Genomic DNA, 25260 nt, shown 5'->3' with positions numbered 1-25260 from the left:
CCATTGGTCTGATTGTCCAATGTGCCAATTTCCACTATAATATGCCAATTCCCTATATTTTATAAGGTTTTGGTATGAGCACAAACCACCCTTACGCCAACCGCACCGCCAAGCATTTTGACGGTATTGAGTTCGATGAAGCCTTGATTCAAAAATACAACCGCCAAGGCCCACGCTATACTTCCTATCCGACCGCACTGGAATTTGCCCCGATGGCAGATGGCATGGAAGCTGATATTCTCAAAAATCGTGATGCCACTGTACCACTATCTTTGTACATTCACATTCCATTTTGTCATCATCTATGCTACTACTGCGGCTGCAACAAAATCATCACCAAGAAAAACAGCGATGCTGGTGATTATTTAGAATATCTGTTTAAAGAGATTCGCCATAAGAAATCCCTGCTGCCTGCTGGCAGCATCGTCAAGCAGCTGCATCTGGGCGGTGGTACACCGACTTTTCTTAGTGATAACGAATTGATCGAACTGTGGGAATTTCTGCACGCAGAGTTTGATTTTGCTGCTGATGGGGATTATTCCATCGAAGTTGATCCGCGAGAACTTCGTGAAAATACTTTAGAAATTCTGTGTAATCTTGGCTTTAATCGCTTGAGTTTCGGCGTGCAGGATCTGGACGAAAAAGTCCAAATCGCCGTCAATCGCGTGCAGCCTTTGTCACTCATCACCGCTGTGATGAACGAAGCGAACCGACTGGGTTATCAATCGACCAATATCGATCTGATCTATGGCTTGCCGCACCAGAGCATCGACAGCATGAATGCCACGATCCGTGAGATCATCAAGCTATCCCCTGATCGGCTGTCGGTGTTCAATTATGCGCATCTGCCTGATCGCTTCGTCGCCCAACGACGCATCCGTGATGAATATCTGCCAAGCCCGAGCGATAAGCTTGCTATGTTTGGTAATATCATCACCGCCCTATCAGAAGCTGGCTATCAGTACATTGGCATTGATCATTTCGCCAAGCCGACCGACCAGATGGCGATCGCCCAGCGAAATGGGGAGCTGCATCGTAATTTTCAAGGTTATGCCATCTTGGGTGAGTGTGATTTGATCGGCTTTGGCGTCAGCGCCATCAGTCAAATCGGTGCGCACATCACCCAGAACCCGACCGCGCTTGCCGATTATCAAGCTGCTATCGCCGATGGCAAGCTGCCTGCCGTCAAGCACATCCAAAGCGATGCCAAAGACGAGCTGCGCCGCCATGTGATCATGAATCTGCTTTGCCATGATTATATGAACTTTGCCGAATTGCGCCGTTTATTCGGGATTGAACCTACCGAAGTGTTCGCCAATGAGATCGCCGAGCTGCACGACATGGCGGCTGATGGACTAGTGAGTATCGATGATGATGGCGTCACCATCTTGCCAAAAGGTCGCATCCTAGGCCGTAGCATCACGATGGTGTTCGATGAATATCTGAGCCAAAAACATCAAGGAAGATTCTCAAAGGTGATTTGAAAGTTGGGCAGTTGATTTGGGTGGCTGATTTAGGTTTGTGGCTTGACAAATTGGCAGGGTTTGGGATAATGAAATCATTAGGAGAATTGAGATGATTACATTAGACCTACCCCCAAGCACCGAACAAGCCATCATCGCCCAAGCCCAAAATGCAGGTGTCAGTGTGGAGAGTTATTTGACCGCCTACATCAATCAGCTTATCAGCACGCCCAAACAACGACAGCTCGGCGGTGCCGAAGGCTCGGTACTGTTTATGGCAGATGATTTTGATGCGCCTTTGGATGACTTCAAGGATTATATGTGATGCGCGGTTATTTGCTTGATACGCACGCACTGATTTGGATGCTTGCTAACCCATCCAAATTGGGCAAATCCGCCAAAGCCATCATCGAAAATCCCGACAATCGCTTATATTACAGCCCCTTATCGTTATGCGAAATCGCCATCAAGATTAGCATTGGCAAGCTTAAGCTTGTGGATAATTGGCAAGAAATTTATCAAAAGCAATTCATTCAAAACGACATTTGTCCTTTGGTACAGACTTGGCATGATATTGCCATTTTGCAAAGCCTGCCTTTTCATCATCGTGACCCGTTTGACAGGATGTTAATCAGTTGCGCGATGGCAAACGACCTTGACTTGATTAGTGCAGATGGCAACATTTCATTATACGACTTATCGGTAATTTGGTAATCACGCTTTGAATATATAACAAAAGCCGCTCAATTGAACGGCTTTTATCTTATCCTTTTTTGCGGCGTTTTAGGCTTTGCCACAGCGTTTCATGCTCGATTTTTGGTACTTTGAGCGTGATGGTATTCGACAGCATATCATGTACCGCAAGTCCGCGCGTATTGAACACACAAAAGACAAAGTTAAACAAAAAGCCCAAAAACGCCGCCAACAAAATCGCAAGCTTCGACCCATGAATAAACGCACCAACCGCTGCACACAAGGCAGGCACAAGGCAGGCACTAATGATCCGCATAAAGCTCTGCCCCCAGCTAAGCAGCTGCCCATTGGCATCCACAGTCTTTAGTCGCCAAGTCTGCATACCCAAGGTCTGCCCCGACTTACGCCAAAAAATCCCATAAAAACCCACCAAGGTCAGCACAAATGACGGTGTCATCACCGCATTTTGGTACCATAATGGCAAGGTTTTGGCTTCTTGGGAAGTCGTGCCAATGTCCAAAAACAGCACCGTACCGACTACAGATAGCACCGCCCCCACCAAAAACAGCATCGCCAAAATCAGCATCCCATCATAGATGATGGCGGTCAATCGCACCAAAGGCTTGGCGACGGTGGGCGTTTCAGTTTGGGAAGTTTGTGCAGTCTGCGCGGCAGCTTTGGCGTGTTTTGACATGGGTAGTATTGAAAATTTTAAATAAAAAGATGGATTATTGTAGCACAAAAGCGGGAATTGTGGGTGAAATGCGCCATAAATCAGATCAGCCAATCGAATGTCAATTTGATGGCATCTTTGCCACAAGCCCAAACACCATACGAAAAAAAATCACCGAAATCAATGACTTCGGTGATCTTCGTAATATGGCGCACCCGGAGAGATTCGAACTCCCGACCCCTTAGTTCGTAGCCAAGTGCTCTATCCAACTGAGCTACGGGTGCGTGTTCAACTTACTTTGTTTTCTCAACATCGTTCGTTGTGGCGGCTATTATACAGTGTTTATTTTGTATGTCAAGCACTTTTTTTCATCTTTTTCAAAATTTTTATTTGCAATTTGCATTTTAAAAACTTTAAAAAAAAATGGCGGTGAAGGAGGGATTCGAACCCTCGATACCCGTAATTAGGTATGGTTCCTTAGCAGGGAACTGGTTTCAGCCACTCACCCACTTCACCGAACGCTTGGCTCAGATAAATTGCTATATTTATCTTAGATCATCAATGATGATTTCGCCTGTCGTTGTGGGCGATAATTATAGCAAAGATTGGCAAGAATGCAAGCGTTTTTTGTGAAAATTTTTAAAATTCGCCCAAAGCGTGTATTTTCAAGCAGCCATCTTGATTGACCAATCAAAACTTGCCACAAATTCCGCCAAAATTTTTTATGCAAATTCTGCCAATCATCACGCACAGCAGCGAAATTTTGCTACAATATTCCACAAGAACTTGCCATCATGTATTGGCTATTTATAAAGCGATAAAACCACCACAAACAACAACATCAAGGATTATCACATGAGACCGACCGTATTATGCTTCTCGGGGCTTGATCCATCTGGGGGCGCAGGCCTACAAGCCGACATCGAATCCATCGGCGCAACAGGAGCGCACGCCGCCATTGCCTGCACCGCCATCACCGTACAAAGCTCGCAAAAGGTCTTTGGCTTTGAGCCAGTATCATCGGCGCTGCTTATCGAGCAAGCAAAAGCCGTGCTGAACGACCTACCCGTGCAAGCCATCAAATCAGGAATGCTGGGCACAGTGGAGAATATCCATGCTATCGCTGAGCTGTTCGACACTCGCGTGATCAGACACGGCACGCCTTATGTACTTGACCCTGTACTGGTTGCCAATTCTGGCGGTAGCCTTGGCGATCCTGCAACACTGGTCAAAGCCTTTGGCAAGCTATTACCCCACGCCACCTTAATCACGCCAAACACTCATGAAATCCGCGCGCTCAGCGGTCGCGATGATCTGCACGATGCCGCCAAATATCTCAATGATCAAGGCGTCAAAGCGGTCTTGGTCAAGACTTCACACGATTATCAAACGGGTGATATTGAGCAATTTTTGTACATCAACGGACAAATCGAACACACAAGCCTAGTGCCACGACTGATCGGTGAATATCACGGCTCGGGCTGCTCGCTTGCCAGTCACATCGCCGGCAAGCTTGCCATGGGCGATGATCTCGTTGATGCCATCGTCCATGCCGACGCATGGATTCATCGTACGCTAGAATACGCCGACATCCCCCACCCTGACGATGACGACGCGCAGATGATGCCGAATCGCTTTTTTTATGTCTGATTGACACCTGCCGACATCATGGTGCCTGTCTCATGACTGCCCTGATGTCGCTGCGTTCGCATTACATCTGTGACAATCTGCCGCAGCCACTCATGCGCCACATCTTGCTCGGTGCGTGCGTGCCACACCATCATCATGGTAAAACCGTCCACATCAATCGGCGGTGCTTGCAAATGCACATTCGGCAAAGTTTTCGCTAAATGTTCTGGCAATACCGCTACCAAATCTGAATCTTGCAATAGTTGCGGTAACAGCGAAATGTGATTGACCGACACCATCACTTTACGCTTGCGCCCCAATTTTTGTAGGGCGATGTCGGTCGCACCGCTAAATTCACCACCATTGTACGACAACATGGCAAACGGCAATTCACAAAATTGCTCCAAAGACAAAGGCTGATTTGCCATCGGGTGCGTTTTACTCATGGCACACACATAGTGCTCATCGTACAGTTTGGTTTGGGGCATATCGGCGGTGAGATGTTGCTCGCTAATCAATGCCAAATCTATTTTATTTTGCTCAAATAAACTTTTAACCGATTGATTTTGTGTGGGTAATAATGCCACTTTGACATTAGGAGCAAGCCGTCTTAACCGCAAAATCAGCGGTAAAGCAATGATTTGTTGTACATAATCCATCGCACCAATGCGTACGGTCATATGCAAATGTTCAGGCTCTAACTGCGGTGGTTGGAGCATGGTATTGACATCGTTTAGGATTTTTCTGGCGATTTGCCCAAGCTGCAGTGCTCGGTCGGTCGGTTGCATACCGTGCTGTACACGCACAAATAAAGGGTCGTGAAAACTCTCTCGCAAGCGGTTTAAAATACCGCTCATCGCAGGTTGTGTGATGGATAATCGCTGGGCGGAACGGCTGACATTGCATTCATCAAGCAACACCACAAAGGCTTTGAGTAAGTTTAGGTCCAGGGTTCTAATATCAGTCATGGTTATGCCAAAATAGTTTAATGATAGGTATTTTGGCATAATTGCAATAATATTTTCAACAAAATATATTCTCAGACTAACTAAAAACTACGCTGTCGATTCAACCACGCCACCAGCGACAACATCACAGGCACTTCCACCAACACACCCACCACCGTTGCCAATGCCGCGCCTGAATGCAAACCAAAGAGTGAGATCGCCACCGCCACCGCCAATTCAAAAAAATTACTCGTGCCAATCAAACACGCAGGCGCAGCAATTTGATGGGGCAATTTCAACCATTTCGCCAAACCGTGTGCCAAAAAGAAAATCCCATAAGTCTGCACCAAAAGCGGTATCGCAATCAGCACAATAATGAGCGGATTATCCAAAATCGTTTGCGCTTGAAAGGCAAACAACAGCACCACCGTCAAAAGCAAACCCATGATAGAAAACGGTTTTAATTTTGCCGTAAATTGCGTAATTGGGCGGTTTGATTTTTGCAGAATATGCCGTGTTATCCACCCTGCTAATAAAGGTAATATGACATACAAAATCGTGCTGTACAACAGCGTTTGCCACGGAATATCAATATTACTCACGCCAAGCAAGACGCTGGCAATCGGCGCAAACGCAAAAATCATAATTAAATCATTGATAGACACTTGCACCAGCGTATAATTCGCGTCCCCTTTGACCAACTGCGACCACACAAACACCATCGCCGTACACGGTGCCACACCCAGCAAAATCATGCCTGCGATGTATTCGGTTGCCGATTGTGCGTCTACCCAATTGGCGAAAAATACCCGAAAAAACAACCATCCAACGAGCGCCATCGTAAACGGCTTAATCAACCAATTCACAACAATCGTTAAAGCCAAACCTTTTGGTTTTTTGCCCACATCTTTGATTGCCGACCAATCAATTTGCACCATCATCGGATAAATCATCAGCCAAATCAGAACCGCCACAGGCAAATTGATGTGAGCAATCTCAAGTTTGGCAATGTAGCCAAAAGCATCGGGCATCAGCACGCCAAGCAGTACACCGCAAGCAATCGCCAATGCTACCCACACACTTAAATAACGCTCAAACAAACCCATTTTTATCCCCTTTTCGCAATAATTTCGCCATTTTCTTTCACAAAATCTGCCAAAAGTGGCACAGGCGAAATATCCAAAAACAATTCAGACGGACGACACAATTTCACACCTTTTTCCGTCATAACAATGGGGCGATTGATTAAAATGGGATTTGCCAACATCGCTTTAATCACATCGTCATCGCCCATTTGTTCATTATCCAATCCGCAAGCCATAAATTCAGGCACATTGGTGCGTAACAATTGGCGTGGCGTAATATTCATTGCCGATAATAACCCACGCAAAGTGGTTTCATCAGGCGGATTTTCCAAATAATGAATAACTTGCGGTTCAAATCCCATGTGGCGAATCAATGCCAATGTATTGCGTGAAGTGCCACAGTTTGGGTTGTGGTAGATAGCCATGGAGTGCATTTTGATTTCCTTTCAATATTTCAAGAAATTTTGAAGTAATAAGATAAAAAAATTTAGCAACATTGCTCGTGGCTATGAATACAGCAATTTTGCGTGAGAAAACGGGTCAAATCCATCATCAAATTTAAATTGGCATAATAGCGGACAAATCGTCCTTCTTGTTGGCTGGTAATCAAGCCTGCATGAGTTAAGGTTTTGAGATGAAATGATAAATGATTGGGTGCAAGATTTAAGGCTTTGGCTAAATCGCCTGCAATCATACCTTGCGAACCCATTGCCGAAAGTTCTTGAAAAATCGCCAAACGAATAGGCGATGATAAACTTTCAAATAATTGGCTGGCTTGTTCGGTATTCATAGGTATTGTCCTGTCAATTGTTGTGTCATTATAAAGAATAGCACATTTCATTTCAAGAATGTTTGAAATGAAATGTGCCAATTTATCCAACTTATTTATCACCCTAACTTATACCTACCCATCACAATAATCAATTTGAAATAATAACATAAAACACCTATGATAGTGCCATCTTTCAATGAAGAGTAAATTTATCATGGCAAAATTCCGTAAACTCCTTACCCCATTGCAAATCAAAAATTTAGAACTTAAAAACCGTGTGGTCATGCCCCCAATGTGCCAATATTCTGCCACCGAAGGCGTGCCGAATGACTGGCATTTGGTACATTACACCAGCCGTGCGATTGGCGGTGTCGGCTTGATTATCGTGGAAATGACCAATGTCGCACCAAATGGTCGCATTAGCCCAAATTGCTTAGGGCTTTGGAATGATGAACAACAACAAGCCTTTAAAAAACTGGTGGACAGCGTTCACGCACACGGTGCAAAAATCGGCATTCAGATCGCCCACGCAGGTCGCAAAGCCCAAGATGAACCGAACGCCGTTGCCCCTAGTGCAATCCATTATGGCGAATTGGATTACGCAGGGCAAAATCTCATTACGCCACGAGAATTGACCACCGATGAAGTCAAAGACTTGGTGCAAGCGTTTGCCCATTCGGTCAAACGGGCGGTGGACGCAGGCTTTGATACCATTGAAATACACGGTGCTCACGGCTATCTCATTCATCAATTTTATTCGCCAAAATCCAATCAACGCACCGATGAATACGGTCAAGATAAAATGCTATTTGGCGAGCAAGTGATTAAAGCGTCAAAAGCGGTTATGCCAGCGGATATGCCGTTAATTGTGCGAATTTCGGCTCAAGAATATGGTAAAGATGGCTTTGATTTGGCGTATGGTTTGCAAGTGGCTCAGCGTTTTGCCGAAGCTGGGGCAGATGTGCTTGATGTCAGCGGTGGCGGTGATGGCGTATTGCACGCAGGCAACCACCCTGAATTTTATGCGGGGTATCAAGTGGATTTTGCTCGCCAAGTCAAACAAGCGACAGGCTTGCCTGTGATTGCGGTAGGTATGCTAGATAATCCAAGCGTGGCTGACCATGTGCTTGGCGTGGGTGATGCGGATTTGGTTGCCGTTGGGCGTGGTTTGTTGCGAGACCCGTATTGGGTGCTCAATGCTCAATATCAACAAAATCAATTTGATGGCAGTGAAATGCAGTTTGTGCCAGTACAGTATCAGCGTGGGTTTATGTGATTGATTTAACTTAATTAAAATGCCGTCTGAAATTCATTCAAACGGCATTTCCCATCATTTCAAATCATTAAGCCGCATAAACCGCTTGCCACATTGCATCTTGCACCGCTTGCACCCAATTTTCAGGCTGCTTGGTTGCCACTCCGTCTTTAACCGCTTGTTTGGTAACCGCTTCCGCCACCGTTGCCGAAGACGCACGCAAATTGTCCACAGGCGGCAACAATGACGCGCTCAAATCTTGCGGATTGACTTGGCTGGCAACCGCTTCCGCCGCCGCAAGCAACATACCATCGGTAACGTGTTTTGCGCCCGACACAATCACGCCCAAGCCCAAACCTGGGTAAAGCAAAGCATTATTGCCCTGACCAATCACATATTCCACGCCTTGATAAGACACAAGCGCAACAGGAATGCCCGTTGCAATCAATGCTTTACCGTTTGACCAACGCACTGCGTCATCAGGCATTACTTCAATGCGTTCGGTAGGATTGGACAATGGCGACAAAATCGGACGCTCCACACCCGCACACAAGGCTTGAACCACAGACTCGGTAAACGCGCCATGGTCGGTGGACGCGCCAATCAAAATGATGGGCTTGACTTGTTTAACCACTTCCAACAAATTGATTTTGCCGTTGTCGTGTTGCCAAGCCGCAACTTCGCTGGCTAGACGGGCGTATTCTTGTTGGTAATCGGGCAAGTTTTCCATATCATCGGTTACCAAACCATTGATATCAATCAACCAAACGCGTTTTTTCGCTTCTTCACGGCTCAATCCGTTGCATTCCATTGCCGCGCTGATTTGGTCTGCCATGCCTGTGCCAGCCGTGCCAGCACCGTACACCACAAGGCGTTGTTCGGCAAAAGTCTGCTTGGTTACTTTCAAACCTGAAATCACCGCCACTATCACAATCGCGCCTGCTCCTTGCATATCATCGTTGAAAATGCGGTATTTTTCACGATTTTGCACCAAAATGCGACGCGCATTAGACGGCCCGAAATCTTCAAAATGCAACAAAGCGCTGGGGAGCAATTCTGAAGCGGTTTGTAAATATGCCTGAATTAACGCATCGTAACACTCGCCACGCACACGCGTATGATGGTTGCCCAAATAAGTGGGGTCGTTCAATAATGAACCGCACCCCAAAAGTTAGACAACCTTTGGGGTGTTTTTATGACCAAATACACAATGGACTTTAAACTTGAAGTCATTGATTGTAAGAAACTCAAGCGTTATTTACACTTTGCTTAAAATAAAACTCTAACCACTCATAAGGAGTAAAAGTTAAAGTCTTGCCAGTAGTCTCATCTTTCTTACTTAAAGATGAGTGCGGTCTAACAGTGTTGTAGAAATTAAGAAATCTGGTTAATTCTTGCTTTCTATGCTCACTGCTGACAAATTCATGTTTATCATGCCAAAGCTCCATTAATGTTCGTATGACCCTTTCAGCTTTGCCGTTGGTTTGTGGCCTACCTACTTTGGTAAATTTTTGATTGATGTTGTTTTGATAGCAGGCTTGAGAAAATTCATGGTCTTTTGTGCCTTTATATTCTGTGCCATTGTCAGAATAAATCACATCAATTTTGTAGGGGCATGGCTCTATCACTTGTTCTACAAGAAACTGTGTTGCACTAAAGGCTGTTTTATCCGGCATGATGTCAGCATACAATTCGCGAGAATAGTCATCTATGGCAACAAATAGATATTCTCTAGGACTGTTGGCATTTTGTCCTTTGAGCAAGGGCAGGCGTTTGGTGTCCACATGCACCATCTCACCAGGATAGGACTTATTGTATCGCTTGGCTTGCTTTTTGAGCTTATCCTGTATGGATTGTTCAACTTTAGCAAGGCGTTTAATACCATATTTGGCTTGTTTAAAGCGATTGTTGGTACTGGCTTGGGGCTTGAGTAGCTTAACACGAGCAAGTTTTAAGACTTTGTAAATGGTAGGTCTTGATACTTTGTACTCCAATGCTAGTGAAGTAACTGACTGCCTGTTCTTGTGATAAGCAGTCCAAATGGCTTCCCGTTGGTAGGGAAGCAATCGTGTATTTTTATGAATGTTCATTTGCAGTATTTTACCTTAATACTGTAAACAACGGTAGTTTATCTTACACATTGATCATTATTTAACAGGACATAGTTACCACAACACAGCCAACTCTTTTGGTATTAAACGCTCTATTGTCCAAAACTGGGTGAGACTCTACCAAACTCATGGTGTTGATGGTATTCGTATCAGAAAGAGCAAAGCTAGTTATTCACCAGAATTCAAACACACTGCAGTATTACAACTACTTGCTGGTAAATCCATACGCACTTTGGCGATTGAATTAAATATCAGTAACCCAAGTGTACTGTTTCAATGGTTAAAAGCTTATCAAACTCATGGTATCATGGGACTGACTCCTAAACCCAAAGGCAGGCAATCTATGCTAAAGACCAGCAAAGCAAGCCAAACATCCAAACTTGATGAACAAAAGACCCATGCTGAATTGATTGCTGAATTACAACACTTACGCATGGAGAATGACATCTTAAAAAAGTTAGAAGCCTTGGAGCGTCAGCAAAGAAAAAGCAAATCATCATCAATAAAATCACAGTGATTGACGAGCTAAGGCAGATTTATCCATTAAAACAATTACTGACTTATCTTGGTGTTGCCAAAGCAACCTTTTATTATCACTTAAAGCAATTCAAGCAAAAGGATAAACATCAAGACATCAAAGATGCAATCAAAAAGATATATCACACCCATCAAGGCAGATATGGCTATCGCAGAATCACCCTTGCCTTAAAACAGTTAGGCTTTGTCATCAATCATAAAAAAGTGTGGCGACTGATGAACCAAATGGGACTGAAAGCACGGATTCGCTCTAAACGCAGATTTAGTGCTTATCAGGGTAAGGTGGGTAAAATCGCTGATAATGTACTCAAGCGTGATTTTAAAGCAGATCGACCCAACCAAAAATGGGCGACTGATGTCACTGAGTTTAAAGTGTTGGATAAACAAGGTAATGTCAAAAAGCTTTACTTGTCTCCCATCATGGATTTGTTTAATGGAGAAATTGTTAGCTATCAGATGCACAGTAGCCCAAATTATGGCTTGGTTGCCAAGATGCTTGATCAGGCACTAAAGCGACTGCAAGCAGATGATAATGCTGGCAACGATAGCAGCAAACCACAATTGATTCTGCATTCAGATCAAGGCTGGCACTACCAAATGCAAAATTATCAACAAACCTTAAAAGACAACAACATCATTCAAAGTATGTCAAGAAAGGGTAATTGCTTGGATAATGCGGTGATAGAAAGCTTCTTTGGCACATTAAAAGAAGAAATCTTCTTTCATGACAAACATCAAAGAAGATTTACCTCCATTGATGAGCTTAAACAAGCGATTGATGAGTACATCCATTACTACAATCATGATAGAATAAAGATTAAACTAAAAGGACTAAGTCCTGTAAAATACAGGCGCTTAGTCCTTGACCAAACCACTTAATTTAAACCTAGTCCTTAATCTTAACTTTGTCTAAGATTTGGGGGTCGGTTCAGAACTCAAACGGCATTTTTATCATTCAAGCATTTTCTTAGCTTCTGCCTGTACTCAAGCCTGCCTTGCCATTTTCCCAAAGCGTTTTCGCCAACACTTTCCACGCCGACAATTCAGGATTAGGCGATTTTCCATTGCCAATCAATGCCATTTGCGCCATATACCAATCCATTTCCAGCACCGCGCCGACTTTGCTGTCCACCGCTTTACAGCCTGTCTGAATGCGGTGGGTGGTAACGGTTTGATAAGTGCCATTCTGAATTTTATTCGGCAAATCAGGCACTAACGCCAATGGACGCGCCACGCCCACAAAATCCAAATGCCCACTTTGCAACGCGTCATTCATTGCATTTTCCGAACGAAAACCGCCTGTAATAATCAACGGTACTTGGCTCACCGCACGAGCTTTTTCCGCATAATCCAAGAAAAAGGCTTCTCGTTTTTGGGTGCTTTCTTTGGTGGATAACATTTCAGGACTTTCATAATTGCCACCTGAAATTTCAATAAAATCCATGCCTAACTCTGACATTTTTTGCACCACTTGAATGCTGTCGCTTTCGTCAAAACCGCCTTTTTGGAAATCCGCCGAATTGAGTTTCAAGCCGACCAAAAATTCAGGCTGCACCGCCGCACGAATGCCTTGATAAATTTCCACCAAAAAACGCATACGGTTTTCCAAGCTACCGCCCCATTTATCGTTACGGCGATTGTGATGCGGCGACAAAAATTGGCTAATTAAATAACCGTGTGCGCCGTGAATTTGCACACCGCTAAATCCAGCTTTTTCAGCGATTTGTGCCGTGTGAACAAATTGGCGGATAATCATCTCAATTTCATTGTCCGATAATTCTCGTGGCGGATTGATAAAACCGTCCATGCCTTGTAAGGCGACCGCACTTGGTGCAACAGGCGTTTGATTGACCACTTTAGGTGATTGTTTGCCTGCGTGATTGATTTGCATGATTAAAAGCGTGTCGTTTCGCGTGCCTGCTTTTGCCCATTTTTTCAGCATATCTAGGCTCCGCTCATCGCTTACGACCACATCATTGATTGAGCCTTTGCCCAATTGTGACACCATGACATTGCCCGTTACCAGTACGCCTGTACCGCCTTTTGCCCAAGTGTCGTACAGATTGACAAGCGTTTCGGTTGGCTGATTGGCTCTGGCAAGCTGTTCTTCCATTGCCGATTTAAAAAAGCGGTTTTTGGCAGTTTTGCCGTTTTTAAATTGAAAAGATTGAAATAACATAAGATGTTCCAATTAAGTTGAAAGGTTTAAAAATGTAAACATATGGATGAAAAAAAATTAAGATTGATTAGATGGGCAATGATGTTCCATTGCATAAACCAGTTGCTTTAATTTTTCAATTTCATCGTGCATAGCAATGCTATAAAAACGTTCTTTGCCGATTTGTTCTACGCTGACTGTGTTTGCCTGTAGCATAATTTTTAGATGGTGCGATACGGCAGGGCGTGATAAATGCACTTTTTCGGTGATTTCATTGACATTCATTTTGCCATTTTCCCATAATAAGTATAGGATTTTATGACGGTTTTCATCGGCAAGCACCGTAAAAAGCGGAATGCACTCTTTGAGTAAGTATAGGGTTTGCTTAGGCATTTTGACCTTTTTTAGGTTGATAGGTTTAAAAATTTGAACTTATAATACCCCAAAACAACCCTGAAATAAAGTAATTTTTATGGTAGTTTTGTAAACTGCTCATCGGCTGTCATTTTGGTATAGAAAAACAGCCCAAATATTTCATTTGAGCTGTTCATTCTGATCAAATCAAGCACATTAGCCAAGCCAAATATTTGCAGCGATGATTTTGATAAAATTCTCAAGCAGCATCAGACTGAATAATGCCGCCAAAAATGACAAATCAATCATACCAAGATTCGGCACAAAACGGCGAAACGGCGCGACAATCGGCTCGGACAGCTGCATGATCACGCCAATCACCGCATGATTGATGTTCAAAAACATCACAAGCAAGCTACACACCGCCGATGCAATCATCGTATAGCGCAGCATCTGCAAAAACTGCACGATGCCATTGACCGAACCCAAAAAGAACAGCTCAACAGGACTCATTGATTTGCCCATCGCCATCGCGCCGACAGTGATTTTGATCAAATACAGCAGCAGCATCAGTACCACCGCTGCCGTACTGATGCGTCCGCGTGCAAGCGTTGGGAAAATACGCGCGAACATATCTACCACTTGGGTCAGCTGATAAGTGACTTTGGCAAAAGCATCGCGCCGATCGATCTCAGCAAGCTGAATCATAAAGCGCAAAAACAGCAGCAGCGACGCAAAATTAATCGCAGCAATGGCAAGTCCAAAAGGCAAGGCATTCGTCATGATCATCCGCCCAACTTATGCCTGCGACAACACAGCGCCAAGCTCGACACTGCGATCGCTGCACGCCTGCATCGCACGGGCAAATGCCGCGCCGACATCATCGCTGTATAGACTTTCTAGTGCGGCAGCTGTCGTACCGCCTTTTGAAGTCACTTGCTCGCGCAATGTGGCAGGGTCTTGATCGATGGCAAGCGCGCCTGCACCGCTTAGGCTTTGTACTGCCAGCGCGTGCGCATCGCGTGGTGATAGCCCCATCTCGACAGCCTTGGCGATCATATTTTCCAAAACATAAAAGAAGTACGCAGGGGCAGAGCCTGCCACCGCCGTCACCGCGTGCAGTAGATTTTCATCAGCTACCCATGCGGTGATGCCTGATGCTTGCATGATCTTTTCTGCCATCGCGCGCTCATCGTCAGCGACGCCATCGGCGAACAGACCTGATGCGCCCAAGCCTTTTGATGCAGGCAAATTCGGCATACAGCGCACGATATTGCCATAGCCGCCTAACATCTCAGACAAAGTCGCCACCGACAATCCTGCAGCGATCGATAGCACCAACTGGCCAGACAAATGTGGTGCAACCGATGCCGCCACCGCGCGCATCACCTGCGGTTTGACCGCAAGCACCACGACATCCGCACCTGTAATGATACTATCGGCACTCTCTGGGCTGACAGCACGCACGCCCTTGGCGGTAAACTGCGCCTGCTTATCAACATCAGTATCCGATACCGCAAGGCTGACAGCCACGCCCTGCTCGGCTTTTGCTTTTAATAAGCCGTCAATGATCGCGCCTGCCATGTTACCACCACCGATAAAGGCGATGGTTTTGCCATTTAATACACCAAAATCTTGAACCGCAGTCATATCAATTCCTTAAAAAAATTCGCCTGTCATTTTGACAAAAAAACTTCACCCATTGTACACTATTGCCCCAATCGGTGCAAAATTATCCATCGCCACCCGCTCACCTGTTGGCAGTCGCCATGCCATCATCGGTGCGATTAGCCAAGTTTCATCTTCGCCATCACCGCCATCAATCACCGCTTGCCACAGATGTGTGCGCAGCCACGGTGGTAGGCGCAGTTTTTGTGCCAGTTTTTTGCCTTTATAACTGTGCTTGCCAATGGTGATAGACATCATGCGACTAACTGGCACAAGTGATTTGATAGGTTTATTAGTATTAAATACAAGATGGCATTGCTCATCATTGATCAGCTGCCAATACTGTCCATCACAGCTTGACATCGGCGCGTCATCACCCTTGGCAGTACTGGTAAAAAGCCGCCAAACATCCGCGCGATAACGATATAGATAATCATCATAACGGCAAATCACATAAGCATGACGCTTGCCTTGCCATAGGATTTGGCTTTCATGATCATTATCTGCACGATTAAGTAGCGATAGCACGCTTTGGGTCGTCGCAAAGCTTGGCGGCAGCGGCTCATCGCCCTGTAGCCACTGATGCAGGCTTGATGACTGAGTGGATTTGGGAAGCTGATTAAATGTAGCGATGTTAAGCACGCTTTGATAAGGCAGATGAGCTGTGGTAAAACTTGCCACAGACTCAGCCACGCTCTCCGCTTGCCAATCGGCAGTTTGAGCAAGCAGCTGTGCTGAGCGAGCGATATTGTCAATGGCTTTGGGGTTGATGCTTTGTAAAATCGGTAAAACTTGCGCGCGCAGTATACCACGCACAAATGCCGCATCGGTATTGGTCGCATCATCGACAAAGGGTAGCTGATGTGCGCGTGCAAACTGGGTAATCACATCACGCGATACACCAAGCCAAGGTCGCCACAGGCTGATGGTCTTATTTGAATGCTCGTCAATAGCAATGGTCTTATCTTGCCATATTTTCATCGCTGATAAACCCTGCACGCCTGCGCCATCAATCAGCCGCATCAGTACCGTCTCAGCCTGATCATTGGCATGATGGGCAAGTAATAACACGCCACCATCAATCATCACTGTAGCAAAGGCTTGGTATCGCGCGCTGCGCGCTGCTGTTTCGCTGTTTTTGGGTAAATTTACTCGCAAAATCCGATAGTCAAAGCCATATTCCACCGCCCAATTCGCCACCAAATCCGCCCAATCATCATTGGCACTTTGCCAACCGTGATGCACATGCAAGAGTATCGGCAAGCGCGCTATCTGCCCTGCTGTGTACAGCTGATGACAAGCAAATGCCAATGCCAAAGAATCTCGCCCACCGCTACAAGCAAGGTACAGCGGCGTATCTGCCAGCTGGTCTTTGGCAGTATCAAAGGCAGTCGATAGCGTCTGGATAAGGGTGCTTGGCATAAGATATAATCATCAAACAAAAAGGGCAGAAAAATTTTCCACCCTAATTGTAGCAAATTTATTCACCCAATGCTTATAAAGATACTTTTGAATTATACTGCATCAAGCGGTCATAGCGTCGCTGTAGTAATTCATCTTTTGGCAGTTGTTCAAGTTCGGCAAGCTGCGTAGTCAATAGCTCCTTTAGCGCTGTCATCACAGGCTCTGGCGCTTCGTGCGCGCCCACGCCTTCGGCGATCACTTCATCAATCAGACCCAGCTGATGTAGGTTCACCGCATTTAGTTTCAAGGCTTCTGACGCTGCTGGGGCTTTTTCGGCAGTTTTCCACAGGATAGATGCACAGCCTTCTGGTGAGATCACCGAATAGATGCTGTTTTCTAGCATATTGACGCGGTCTGCCACGCCGATGGCAAGCGCGCCACCTGAGCCGCCTTCACCGATGACGGTGGCGATCACAGGCGTGCCAAGGCTTGAAAATACTGCGATGCTCTTGGCGATGGCTTCGGCTTGACCGCGCTCTTCTGCACCCACACCGGGGTATGCACCTTGGGTGTCGATGAAAGTAAATACAGGCAAGCCAAATCGCTCAGCCATCTGCACCAAGCGAATGATTTTGCGATAGCCTTCTGGATTTGCCATGCCGAAATTATGAGCGATACGCTCACGCGTGCTGCGGCCACGGTGCTGACCGACGACCATCACAGGCTGACCGTTAAAGCGCGCCAAACCACCGATAATCGCGCGATCATCAGCAAAAGCACGATCACCGTGCAGCTCGTCAAACTCGGTAAACAAGGCATCCACATAGTCCAAGAACAAAGGACGCTTCGCATGGCGTGCCAACTGCACACTTTCCCAAACTGTATTCATATTCCACTCTAAAAATTGTACAAATGTAAACTAAGATTTAGTTTAGCATTTTTTTGTTGGCTCGTCATCTGATTTTTGTGAAATTTTGCACATTTGCTTGGACAAGCCCAAGTAAAATCACACAAGACTAGGCGGCGAGCCGCAGATAGTATCATGAATACAGCAAGGGAGCCAACGAAGTATCGTGTGATTTTGGCTGGGTTTATGCAAAGCTATTCGACACCACTTCCAACACCACACCCCACTTAGCGAACTGCGGCGCGTCCTGCTCAAGCTGTGTGGTGATCAGCTCTTCATGCAGACCAAAGCCGACCGTCACCTGCCAATGATCAGGCCCGATGATGGCAAGGTCAATCGCTGCCGCCTTAGTAGTGCGCGACTGGCTCGACTGCGCCGCCAAGCGCAAAATCAAGCACAGATAAGCAAGCTTACGACCGCCAAGATTTTCCACCACTTCAAGGCTGTCTGACTTAAGCTTACGGCGGTGATGTAGCACCAACTGCGCCATCATCGCCTGCCCAATCTGCGAAAAACCTGCGATGTCTGAGTGCTCAAGCAAATAAGCACTGTGGCGTTGGTAGTTGCTATGACCGACCGCAAGACCGATCTCGAACAAATTCGCCGCACGGCGCAGCAGATCGGCATCTTCTTTACTAAAGCCAAGCTCGTCTTTGACATCATCAAACAATCGCGCCGCACGCGTCATCACGCGCCCTGCTTGCTTGACATCGACCGAGTAGCGTTCGGCAAGCGCCGCCACCGAGCGATCGCGCACATCTTCTGAGTTTAGCCGACCTAGCATATCATACATCACGCCTTCACGCAGCGCACCATCAGAATAGCCAAGCTCGCTGATCTCTAGCGTCTGCATGATGGCAAGCAGCTCAGCCACGCCTGCAGGGAAGACCGCTTGACGATGGGCTTTGACACCTTCAAATTCGATCTTGTCAATTGAGCCGAGTTTGATTAAGTGTTTTTTTAGCTTAAGCATACCTTCAAGCGTGATGCTATCACCACTAAAGCCCAATTCTTCGAGCACCAAGCGCGCCGCCTTGATCGTACCTGATGAGCCGATGGCATTATCCCAGCCGACTTTTTTGTAGCGTTTGGCAATGGCAAGCAGCTCGGTTTGGGTGTGTTTGGCGGCTTGTTCAAAGGCTTTTTCGGTGATTTTCCCATCAGCAAAAAACTTCTTGGTATAAGCCACACAGCCCATTTGTAAGCTTTCCATCTCAATCGGCTCAAAGCCTTGACCGATGATGAACTCAGTTGAGCCACCACCAATGTCGATGACCAGACGCGTATCGGTACTGGCATTCGAGTGCGACACACCCAGATAAATCAAGCGCGCTTCTTCACGACCTGCGATGATTTCGATTGGCTTTGGCAGTACAGCATTGGCACGGCGGATGAACTCTTGGGCATTGACCGCCTTTCGCAGCGCATTGGTAGCGACGATACGCAGACGCGCAGGATGTACTTCGGTGACGTGCTGAGCAAAGCGATGCAAACAGTCTAGACCCCGCTGAATAGCTTCTTCACTCAAGACATTATTCTCATCAAGACCTGCCGCCAGCTGTACTTTTTCAGAAATCGATGCCACTTTTCGCACTTCGCCATGATCAAGGCGCGCGATGGCAAGATGAAAGCTGTTCGAACCCAAATCAATCGCACCCAGCAGCTCATCTCGACCAATGGCAGCCGCACTGGTGATGGCACTGGCGATTTGTTGGTGGCGCGCTGTGGTATCAGGGAAAATTGACTGCATGATAAAGCCTTAAAATTTTTGTGGATATAATTTTCATTCTACTGCGAGCGTGGTGCGAACTCAAGCCAATTTTGGCAAAGTTTCTATACCGTCACCCGCTTTATCTTTGTGAATAATTTACGGTAAAAGCCCAAATTTGTCTATTGATTTTTGGTAATGCTGATTAAAAAGCACTCACTTTGCCTGCACCAATGTTAATACCGTCTCAGGCAATAAATCTGCAAAATCAGACGGAACAGGCGCAGTGTAATGCCGTGGGCGCGCATCATTGCCATCATCGGTATTTGCATTGCGATCATCTGCCAAAGTCAGCTGCCATGCGTGCAGGCATAAGCGCTTGACCTGTGGCGCGTTTTTATCCATCTGATATTTATCATCGCCAAGCAGCGCGTGCCCAATGTGCGCCATATGCACGCGAATCTGATGCGTGCGCCCCGTGGCAGGCATCGCAAGCACAAGGCTGACTGGCTGACCGTCTAGCTCAAACCGCGCCAACACCTTAATACGCGTCAGGCTTGGTTTGGCGGTTTCTTCACCTTTGACCGCGCCCAATTTCGCCACCTTCACACGCCGCTCGCCATTATCAAGCGTATAGCGCAGCAACGGCACATCGATGGTTTGGCTATCTGATTTGACAAAGCCATTGACCACGCACAGATATTGCTTGTGGATGGTTTTTTGGCGAAATTGCTCTTGTAAGTGCTTGAGTGTGCTGCGTTTTTTGGCTATCAAAAGCAAGCCTGAGGTATCTTTATCAATGCGATGCACCAGCTCTAAATACCTCTTACCCATCGCCACGCGCATCGCTTCGATCACGCCAAAGCTCTCACCGCTGCCGCCATGCACCGCCATGCCAAAGGGTTTATTAAGCACAATCAAGCCATCATCTTCATGCACCACGCGCACCGCCAAACCCTTGGCAAACTCATCACTGATCACCACATCTTCACGCACCGCCAAGCGAATCGGCGCAACGCGCACCACATCCCCTGCATAGATCTTATCATACGCCTTGCAGCGCTTGCCATTGATGCGCACTTCATCAGAGCGAATCAGCTTATACAGGTGCGAGCGCGGCAAGCCCTTTAAGCGCGCTAATAGAAAATTATCAATGCGCTGCCCGTCTTGGTTGGCAGTCACGGTGATGAAGTTGACTCGCCCAAAATCACTGATCGCAACATCGGCAGATTGCTCGGCTTTTTTCTTAGGTGCAGTTTTATTGGATTGGGCAGTGATCGATTTGGCGGTCGATTTACCATGGGTGCTGGCTGAAAATTTGCCTTGATGTGTGCTTTTTTTGGTGAAATGACGCGAATTGGGCGCAGTTTTGGCGGTTTTTTGTAAATTTTTCATGGTTTTGTCAAATTTTTGTAGGCGTTTGGCAAAAGATTTGGTATAGTTTAGCATGTTGCAACCCGTATGCGGGGAATTTTTGTCATCTGAATAAAATTTCACCCGAAAAATGTGCAAATCCCTGAGCAAGTTTTTCACGCAGTTGTCATTCTGTTTATTAAATTTGGATAAATTTATCAATTAATATAATTTATCAGATGACAAGTTGAAAATCGGCACGCATAGGCAAGTTGTTTGGTAAAGTTTCGATCTTTTTTTAAGACGACTTATGATACCCATTGCCAGTTTATCAGTGCAAAATTTACACAGTGTAAAACGCCCATATTTGCCCTGCAACCGCCAAATAATTTAGCTAAGCTAATAAGCTTAACATAAGCGAATAACGCGCAACTTCGGTATTTTTTGCCGTAGAAGATTTGACAAGCGTGATGGCCGTCATTGGACACTTTCATTGAGACGCATCACAATCTGCTTGGACTTGTTGAGTACCACTGGTTCAAAAGCACAAGACAAACTCTGCTTTTGCAAGGTAAACCCCAGTCGGCTCAAGCCTTACAACGATATTTTTCCTGCATTGGTGCAAGCAATACAGGTGATCATCTACTAAGTTGTAGATGATGTGTAATGACAGTACCGCTATGCCATCTTTATAGTGCTGCGCCTTTTGCAGTCGATGGATGGATATTTAGCATAACTTATAAATCTTTGGAAAATACCGATGTTGCTTAACTTGGGCAGCTGCCCTTATAAGGAACATCATGAAACGCATTTTAATCAACGCCACGCACAACGAAGAAATTCGTGTGGCACTGTGCAAAGACAATCACCTGTACGATTTCGACCTAGAAAATCGTACGCGTGAGCAGAAAAAAGCCAACATCTACAAAGGACACATCACCCGTGTCGAGCCGTCGCTAGAAGCGGCGTTTGTCGAGTATGGTTCTGCGCGCCAAGGCTTTTTGCCCCTACGAGAAATCGCCAGCGAATATCTGCATGGCAATCTCCGCGAAGACAACATCAAACAGCTGATCAAAGAAGGCGATGAAGTCATCGTTCAAGTCGAAAAAGAAGAGCGCGGCAACAAAGGCGCAGCGTTATCGACTTTTATCTCGCTTGCTGGTCGCTATCTGGTATTGATGCCAAACAACGCCAAAGCAGGCGGTATCAGCCGTCAGATCTCAGGCAAAGTCCGCGAAGAGATGAAACAAATCATCGCAGGGCTAAACCTTCCAAAAGGCATGAGCGTCATCGTGCGCACTGCAGGTCTTGGCAAGGGTGCTGAAGATCTACAAAACGACCTTGATCATCTGCTTGATATCTGGAAATCCATCCAAGAACAAAACAAAAACCGCCCAAGCCCTTGCCTTGTCCACCAAGAAGCGGGCGTGGTGACGCGTGCGGTGCGCGACTATCTGCGCGATGACATCGGCGAAGTATGGATCGACAGCGAAAATGCTTACAACGAAGCGGCGAACTTCATCAGCGCGGTGATGCCAGCTCAGATGAGCAAACTGCGTAAATACACCGAATACGAGCCGATGTTTGCACGCTTTGGCATCGAACGCCAAATCGAAACCGCCTATCAGCGCGAAGTGCGTCTGCCATCAGGAGGCTCGATCGTCATCGATCAGACCGAAGCTTTGGTGTCGATCGACATCAACTCATCAAAATCCACCAAAGGCTCGGATGTCGCCGAGACCGCTTATCATACTAACCTAGAAGCGGCCGATGAGATCGCGCGTCAGCTGCGTCTGCGTGATATGGGCGGCTTGATCGTCATTGACTTTATTGACATGAACGATCCGCGCCACCAAAAAGATGTCGAAAAACGCTTGGTCGAAGCCACACGCCATGACCGTGCGCGCGTGCAGTTTGCTGAGATCAGTAAATTTGGTCTGCTTGAAATGAGCCGCCAACGCCTGCGCCCATCGTTAGAAGAAGCCACAGGTTACATCTGCCCACGCTGTCATGGCAATGGTATGATCCGCGATTTGCGCTCATTATCACTATCAATCATGCGCCAAATCGAACAAATCGCCCTAAAAGAGCGCATGGGTGAAATCCAAGCCGAAGTACCGACCGACATTGCGGCATTCTTATTGAATGAAAAACGCGAAAGCTTGGTGTATCTAGAGCAAGACAGTGGCGCGCGCATCACCATCTTGCCGCATGCACACCTAGAAAGCCCGAATTTCAGCCTGCATTTCAATCCTGATGGCTTTGCCCCATCAAGCTATGAGCGCATCGCCGATACCGAAGAAAAAGAAACCATCGATCGCGGCTATGAAGTCAATTGGCAAAGTGATAACGATGGCAAGGATACCGCTCGTTGGCACAAAGCAAGCGATAAAGGTGATAAAAAAGCCGCCAAAGCCGGGCCAGAGCAAGCCAAACCAACCAAGACCGAACCACAAGCTGTGGCATGGCTGTCAAATCTATTCGCACCAAAACCACAAGCCCAACTGGCCGGCAGCCTAGGCACGACCGATGCTGCGTCTGCCATCGAAGCCTTGGTCAATGGTGGCGGTGTCAGCCTAGGCGCAGCAGGCAATATCAATGCCATCATCGAAACTGCCACGCAGCCTGAAAAAGAAGCACGCAGCCACGATGACCGCCGCAAAAAACCTAAGCACAAAAAAGAAGTCGAAGAAAAAGACGCCGCTGAGAAAGTAGAAAAGGCAGAAAAAATCGACCGTAAAGCCAAAAAGGATAAGCCAACCGAGCAACATCCTAAGCGCGAAGCAGGCTCACGCCGCGAGTCACGCGGTGAAATCGCGCGCGGCGAGACCCTAACCGCTAAGAGCGACAAGCACGATAAAGCGGACAAAGCAGAGAAAAAAGAGCGCACCGATAAGCCAAAAGCGGACAAGGCAGAACGCCCTGCACGCCAAAAGCCAAGCGATCCAAATGAAGTCGTACTTCATGTCAGCGCCACCAAAGAAGAAGCGGCAGCAACGCAAGTGGTGCATCTGTCACTTGATGGCAGTAAGCCAAAAAAAGCACGCACTAAGGCGGACAAGACTGAGCATAAAGCTGAGAAAACCGAACATCCAAATGATACTGTCAAGTCTGCCACAGCTGATGTAGTAGATGCAGCAGTCAGCGAATCTGTGCAAGAATCAGTACAAGATGCACCAATCCAAAGCACTGCTGATACCGCACCTGTCACTGTGCTTGATAGCGATAACGAAGCTGTAGCTAAGCCTGAAGCTATCGAGCCTACACCAGTGGCTGACGCTGCGCCTGCGGCAGAGCCTAAACCTGCAATCGATCCTGTATTGAGCGCACGCATCGCAGCACTTGCCAAAGAGATGAACAAGGCAGTGAACGATCCACGCGTTGTGCAAGCAGCCCTGCAAGCCCCTGCAGCACCAATTCGCGGCACAGCAGGTGAGTTCATCGCAAGTGTTTTGGGTGCTAATGCCAGCGGTCAATTCGTCGCTGATTTCATCGCTGCAGTCGCAAAATCACAAGGCGCGACCACCGCCCTTGACTTCGGCAGTTACTTTAGCAACTATGGCTATGCGCCAATGACAGATGTCGCCAAGGCAGAGTTTGACAAGCTGACCCAAGCGGACGCGCAAGCATCTGCCCCACAAGGCAAAACTGCTGTCGCACCGCGTCCGATCGCGCGCCGTGCTGCCAATGACCCACGCGGTCAACATCCTGATTTCATCGAGCCAAGCGACATGGCAGCCGATGAAGTCGCGGAAGTGGTAGCTACTGATACCGCTGTAGAAACTGTGACGGATTATCCTACCAAAACTGCTGAAACTAGTACCCAAGCTGTGGAAGCAGTCAGCCAGACTGATAATAGTGAAACCGCTGAAACGGTCGGTGAAACGGTTGCACACTTAGTCGATGATGCCATCGATGTCGCAAAACTCACCGCCGAGCAGGTCTCAGATACCGTCAGCGAAGTGGTGAGTGAGACTTTGGATAATGTCGCTACCATCGCAACTGCTGCTATGGATCTGTTCGCCCATCTAGGTGATGATAATGCAGCAGCTGAAGCCATTGCGACTGATGCTGTAGAAACTGAGCCGACACGCAGTGATGTTCAAGTAGAAACGGTTGAAGCCACTGAAACTCAAGCTGTAAAGATTACCGAAACTACAGAAAATAGCGAAGCGCTAGAGGTCACCGAAACCACTGAGCAAGCTGAGAAAAAGGTCAGTCAGATCAAAGAAATCACCGCCGAACAAAAGGCGGAGAAAAAATCTAAGGCAAGCAGCTACAAAGACATGATCGAAAATGTCGCCGGTCAGCTGCAGCCACAGGTTGGTATTCTAAACCTAATGACCGCCAAAGCACCAAAGACCCCAAAAGCTCCGAAAACGCGCGCACCACGCAAACCGAGCAAAAAACCAAAGGTCGAAGTGCGTAAAATCAGCAAAACCACCGAAACTGCTGAGCCGACTGATACTTCTGAATAAGTAGCTGATGGTCAGTAATAAAAATTCGCCAAAGTTGTCATTTTGGCGAATTTTTTTGACAATAA

The 25260-nt window shown here is 46.8% G+C and carries 23 protein-coding genes, 2 tRNA genes and 1 pseudogene; 9 read left to right on the top strand and 17 right to left on the bottom strand.

The window, feature by feature from the left end; genetic code table 11:
• Window positions 1-74 precede the first annotated feature (74 nt).
• The 3 genes from hemN to NKU06_RS06155 all read left to right on the top strand — a co-directional run bounded on the left by hemN (window position 75) and on the right by NKU06_RS06155 (window position 2177).
• A complete protein-coding gene (gene hemN, locus NKU06_RS06165) occupies window positions 75-1484 on the top strand; it encodes an oxygen-independent coproporphyrinogen III oxidase (RefSeq protein ID WP_254729484.1) in 1410 nt (469 codons plus the stop codon).
• A 91-nt stretch (window positions 1485-1575) separates the two neighbouring features.
• Window positions 1576-1788, top strand: coding sequence for a DUF2281 domain-containing protein (locus NKU06_RS06160; RefSeq protein ID WP_254729482.1), 213 nt, complete (start codon window positions 1576-1578; stop codon window positions 1786-1788).
• On the top strand, window positions 1788-2177 hold the full coding sequence (locus NKU06_RS06155) for a type II toxin-antitoxin system VapC family toxin (RefSeq protein ID WP_254729480.1): 390 nt from the start codon (window positions 1788-1790) through the stop codon (window positions 2175-2177). The genes NKU06_RS06160 and NKU06_RS06155 overlap by 1 nt, the downstream gene beginning before the upstream one ends.
• A gap of 49 nt (window positions 2178-2226) precedes the next feature.
• Here the strand turns inward: NKU06_RS06155 and NKU06_RS06150 are convergent, their stop codons facing one another.
• The 3 genes from NKU06_RS06150 to NKU06_RS06140 all read right to left on the bottom strand — a co-directional run bounded on the left by NKU06_RS06150 (window position 2227) and on the right by NKU06_RS06140 (window position 3345).
• On the bottom strand, window positions 2227-2775 hold the full coding sequence (locus NKU06_RS06150) for an RDD family protein (protein WP_371928039.1): 549 nt from the start codon (window positions 2773-2775) through the stop codon (window positions 2227-2229).
• Between the two features lie 261 nt (window positions 2776-3036).
• Window positions 3037-3113: transfer RNA gene (locus NKU06_RS06145), tRNA-Arg, on the bottom strand.
• Window positions 3114-3253: 140 nt separating this feature from the next.
• A tRNA-Ser gene (locus NKU06_RS06140) sits at window positions 3254-3345 on the bottom strand.
• A gap of 339 nt (window positions 3346-3684) precedes the next feature.
• On the opposite strand from NKU06_RS06140, the gene NKU06_RS06135 reads away from it, so the two are divergent.
• A complete protein-coding gene (locus NKU06_RS06135; RefSeq protein ID WP_254729475.1) occupies window positions 3685-4479 on the top strand; it encodes a hydroxymethylpyrimidine/phosphomethylpyrimidine kinase in 795 nt (264 codons plus the stop codon).
• Here NKU06_RS06135 and NKU06_RS06130 read toward each other — a convergent pair.
• The 4 genes from NKU06_RS06130 to NKU06_RS06115 all read right to left on the bottom strand — a co-directional run bounded on the left by NKU06_RS06130 (window position 4470) and on the right by NKU06_RS06115 (window position 7370).
• The gene (locus tag NKU06_RS06130) at window positions 4470-5426 is read right to left on the bottom strand and encodes a LysR family transcriptional regulator (RefSeq protein ID WP_254729472.1); all 957 of its coding nucleotides are present in this window, start codon (window positions 5424-5426) and stop codon (window positions 4470-4472) included. The genes NKU06_RS06135 and NKU06_RS06130 overlap by 10 nt on opposite strands.
• A gap of 80 nt (window positions 5427-5506) precedes the next feature.
• Complete coding sequence (arsB, locus tag NKU06_RS06125; RefSeq protein WP_254729469.1) at window positions 5507-6511, bottom strand: ACR3 family arsenite efflux transporter; 1005 nt, start codon at window positions 6509-6511, stop codon at window positions 5507-5509.
• 2 nt (window positions 6512-6513) lie between these two features.
• On the bottom strand, window positions 6514-6924 hold the full coding sequence (gene arsC, locus NKU06_RS06120) for an arsenate reductase (glutaredoxin) (RefSeq protein ID WP_254729467.1): 411 nt from the start codon (window positions 6922-6924) through the stop codon (window positions 6514-6516).
• Window positions 6925-6977: 53 nt separating this feature from the next.
• Window positions 6978-7370 (bottom strand): helix-turn-helix transcriptional regulator, encoded by a 393-nt coding sequence (locus NKU06_RS06115; protein WP_254729464.1) that lies wholly within the window; start codon window positions 7368-7370, stop codon window positions 6978-6980.
• Window positions 7371-7458: 88 nt separating this feature from the next.
• On the opposite strand from NKU06_RS06115, the gene NKU06_RS06110 reads away from it, so the two are divergent.
• Complete coding sequence (locus tag NKU06_RS06110; protein WP_371928001.1) at window positions 7459-8538, top strand: NADH:flavin oxidoreductase/NADH oxidase; 1080 nt, start codon at window positions 7459-7461, stop codon at window positions 8536-8538.
• Between the two features lie 67 nt (window positions 8539-8605).
• Here NKU06_RS06110 and maeA read toward each other — a convergent pair whose 3' ends face one another.
• Together maeA and NKU06_RS06100 are read right to left on the bottom strand one after the other, a co-directional pair.
• Window positions 8606-9667 carry an oxaloacetate-decarboxylating malate dehydrogenase gene (gene maeA / locus NKU06_RS06105; protein ID WP_254729461.1) on the bottom strand — a complete coding sequence of 354 codons (1062 nt, stop codon included), beginning with the start codon at window positions 9665-9667 and terminating at the stop codon, window positions 8606-8608.
• A 97-nt stretch (window positions 9668-9764) separates the two neighbouring features.
• The gene (locus tag NKU06_RS06100) at window positions 9765-10607 is read right to left on the bottom strand and encodes an integrase core domain-containing protein (protein ID WP_254729032.1); all 843 of its coding nucleotides are present in this window, start codon (window positions 10605-10607) and stop codon (window positions 9765-9767) included.
• 40 nt (window positions 10608-10647) lie between these two features.
• Here NKU06_RS06100 and NKU06_RS11710 point away from each other — a divergent pair.
• The 3 genes and pseudogenes from NKU06_RS11710 to NKU06_RS06090 form a co-directional block, all read left to right on the top strand.
• A pseudogene (locus tag NKU06_RS11710) lies at window positions 10648-10722 on the top strand (hypothetical protein); the annotation flags it as partial.
• Between the two features lie 15 nt (window positions 10723-10737).
• Window positions 10738-11145: a helix-turn-helix domain-containing protein gene (locus NKU06_RS06095; protein ID WP_254729458.1), complete on the top strand. Its 408-nt coding sequence runs from the start codon at window positions 10738-10740 to the stop codon at window positions 11143-11145.
• Window positions 11121-12044, top strand: a complete 924-nt coding sequence (locus tag NKU06_RS06090; RefSeq protein WP_371928037.1) for an IS3 family transposase — start codon at window positions 11121-11123, stop codon at window positions 12042-12044. Before NKU06_RS06095 ends, NKU06_RS06090 begins: the two co-directional genes overlap by 25 nt.
• An 88-nt stretch (window positions 12045-12132) precedes the next feature.
• Here the strand turns inward: NKU06_RS06090 and NKU06_RS06085 are convergent, their stop codons facing one another.
• From NKU06_RS06085 to NKU06_RS06050, 8 genes are all read right to left on the bottom strand, one after another.
• Window positions 12133-13344: an NADH:flavin oxidoreductase/NADH oxidase family protein gene (locus NKU06_RS06085; protein ID WP_254729456.1), complete on the bottom strand. Its 1212-nt coding sequence runs from the start codon at window positions 13342-13344 to the stop codon at window positions 12133-12135.
• 57 nt (window positions 13345-13401) lie between these two features.
• Window positions 13402-13716 carry a helix-turn-helix transcriptional regulator gene (locus tag NKU06_RS06080; protein WP_254729454.1) on the bottom strand — a complete coding sequence of 105 codons (315 nt, stop codon included), beginning with the start codon at window positions 13714-13716 and terminating at the stop codon, window positions 13402-13404.
• A gap of 177 nt (window positions 13717-13893) precedes the next feature.
• Entirely contained in the window at window positions 13894-14460 is a 567-nt protein-coding gene (locus tag NKU06_RS06075) for a YggT family protein (RefSeq protein ID WP_254729452.1), read from the bottom strand.
• Between the two features lie 15 nt (window positions 14461-14475).
• A complete protein-coding gene (gene proC, locus NKU06_RS06070; RefSeq protein ID WP_254729450.1) occupies window positions 14476-15327 on the bottom strand; it encodes a pyrroline-5-carboxylate reductase in 852 nt (283 codons plus the stop codon).
• Window positions 15328-15372: 45 nt separating this feature from the next.
• Window positions 15373-16767, bottom strand: coding sequence for a tRNA lysidine(34) synthetase TilS (gene tilS, locus NKU06_RS06065; RefSeq protein ID WP_254729447.1), 1395 nt, complete (start codon window positions 16765-16767; stop codon window positions 15373-15375).
• A gap of 73 nt (window positions 16768-16840) precedes the next feature.
• Entirely contained in the window at window positions 16841-17638 is a 798-nt protein-coding gene (locus NKU06_RS06060; RefSeq protein ID WP_254729445.1) for an acetyl-CoA carboxylase carboxyltransferase subunit alpha, read from the bottom strand.
• 202 nt (window positions 17639-17840) lie between these two features.
• Entirely contained in the window at window positions 17841-19406 is a 1566-nt protein-coding gene (gene ppx / locus NKU06_RS06055) for an exopolyphosphatase (RefSeq protein WP_254729443.1), read from the bottom strand.
• A 174-nt stretch (window positions 19407-19580) separates the two neighbouring features.
• A complete protein-coding gene (locus NKU06_RS06050; protein WP_254729441.1) occupies window positions 19581-20813 on the bottom strand; it encodes an RluA family pseudouridine synthase in 1233 nt (410 codons plus the stop codon).
• A 704-nt stretch (window positions 20814-21517) separates the two neighbouring features.
• Between NKU06_RS06050 and NKU06_RS06045 the strand changes: the two genes are divergently transcribed.
• Window positions 21518-25195 carry an Rne/Rng family ribonuclease gene (locus tag NKU06_RS06045; RefSeq protein WP_254729439.1) on the top strand — a complete coding sequence of 1226 codons (3678 nt, stop codon included), beginning with the start codon at window positions 21518-21520 and terminating at the stop codon, window positions 25193-25195.
• Window positions 25196-25260: the final 65 nt, after the last annotated feature.

Origin of the sequence: Moraxella sp. FZLJ2109 (assembly GCF_024296965.1) — a bacterium.
GTDB lineage: Bacteria > Pseudomonadota > Gammaproteobacteria > Pseudomonadales > Moraxellaceae > Moraxella.
This window is presented reverse-complemented; position numbering and strand designations above follow the sequence as displayed.

What these genes read in the sequence shown, in the direction of transcription:
- hemN (WP_254729484.1), top strand. Translation starts at nt 75, where the DNA reads ATGAGCACAAACCACCCTTACGCCAACCGCACCGCCAAGCATTTTGAC.
- NKU06_RS06160 (WP_254729482.1), top strand. Translation starts at nt 1,576, where the DNA reads ATGATTACATTAGACCTACCCCCAAGCACCGAACAAGCCATCATCGCC.
- NKU06_RS06155 (WP_254729480.1), top strand. Translation starts at nt 1,788, where the DNA reads ATGCGCGGTTATTTGCTTGATACGCACGCACTGATTTGGATGCTTGCT.
- NKU06_RS06135 (WP_254729475.1), top strand. Translation starts at nt 3,685, where the DNA reads ATGAGACCGACCGTATTATGCTTCTCGGGGCTTGATCCATCTGGGGGC.
- NKU06_RS06130 (WP_254729472.1), bottom strand. Translation starts at nt 5,426, where the DNA reads ATGACTGATATTAGAACCCTGGACCTAAACTTACTCAAAGCCTTTGTG.
- arsB (WP_254729469.1), bottom strand. Translation starts at nt 6,511, where the DNA reads ATGGGTTTGTTTGAGCGTTATTTAAGTGTGTGGGTAGCATTGGCGATT.
- arsC (WP_254729467.1), bottom strand. Translation starts at nt 6,924, where the DNA reads ATGCACTCCATGGCTATCTACCACAACCCAAACTGTGGCACTTCACGC.
- NKU06_RS06110 (WP_371928001.1), top strand. Translation starts at nt 7,459, where the DNA reads ATGAAGAGTAAATTTATCATGGCAAAATTCCGTAAACTCCTTACCCCA.
- NKU06_RS06100 (WP_254729032.1), bottom strand. Translation starts at nt 10,607, where the DNA reads ATGAACATTCATAAAAATACACGATTGCTTCCCTACCAACGGGAAGCC.
- NKU06_RS06085 (WP_254729456.1), bottom strand. Translation starts at nt 13,344, where the DNA reads ATGTTATTTCAATCTTTTCAATTTAAAAACGGCAAAACTGCCAAAAAC.
- NKU06_RS06080 (WP_254729454.1), bottom strand. Translation starts at nt 13,716, where the DNA reads ATGCCTAAGCAAACCCTATACTTACTCAAAGAGTGCATTCCGCTTTTT.
- NKU06_RS06075 (WP_254729452.1), bottom strand. Translation starts at nt 14,460, where the DNA reads ATGACGAATGCCTTGCCTTTTGGACTTGCCATTGCTGCGATTAATTTT.
- proC (WP_254729450.1), bottom strand. Translation starts at nt 15,327, where the DNA reads ATGACTGCGGTTCAAGATTTTGGTGTATTAAATGGCAAAACCATCGCC.
- tilS (WP_254729447.1), bottom strand. Translation starts at nt 16,767, where the DNA reads ATGCCAAGCACCCTTATCCAGACGCTATCGACTGCCTTTGATACTGCC.
- NKU06_RS06060 (WP_254729445.1), bottom strand. Translation starts at nt 17,638, where the DNA reads ATGAATACAGTTTGGGAAAGTGTGCAGTTGGCACGCCATGCGAAGCGT.
- ppx (WP_254729443.1), bottom strand. Translation starts at nt 19,406, where the DNA reads ATGCAGTCAATTTTCCCTGATACCACAGCGCGCCACCAACAAATCGCC.
- NKU06_RS06050 (WP_254729441.1), bottom strand. Translation starts at nt 20,813, where the DNA reads ATGCTAAACTATACCAAATCTTTTGCCAAACGCCTACAAAAATTTGAC.
- NKU06_RS06045 (WP_254729439.1), top strand. Translation starts at nt 21,518, where the DNA reads ATGAAACGCATTTTAATCAACGCCACGCACAACGAAGAAATTCGTGTG.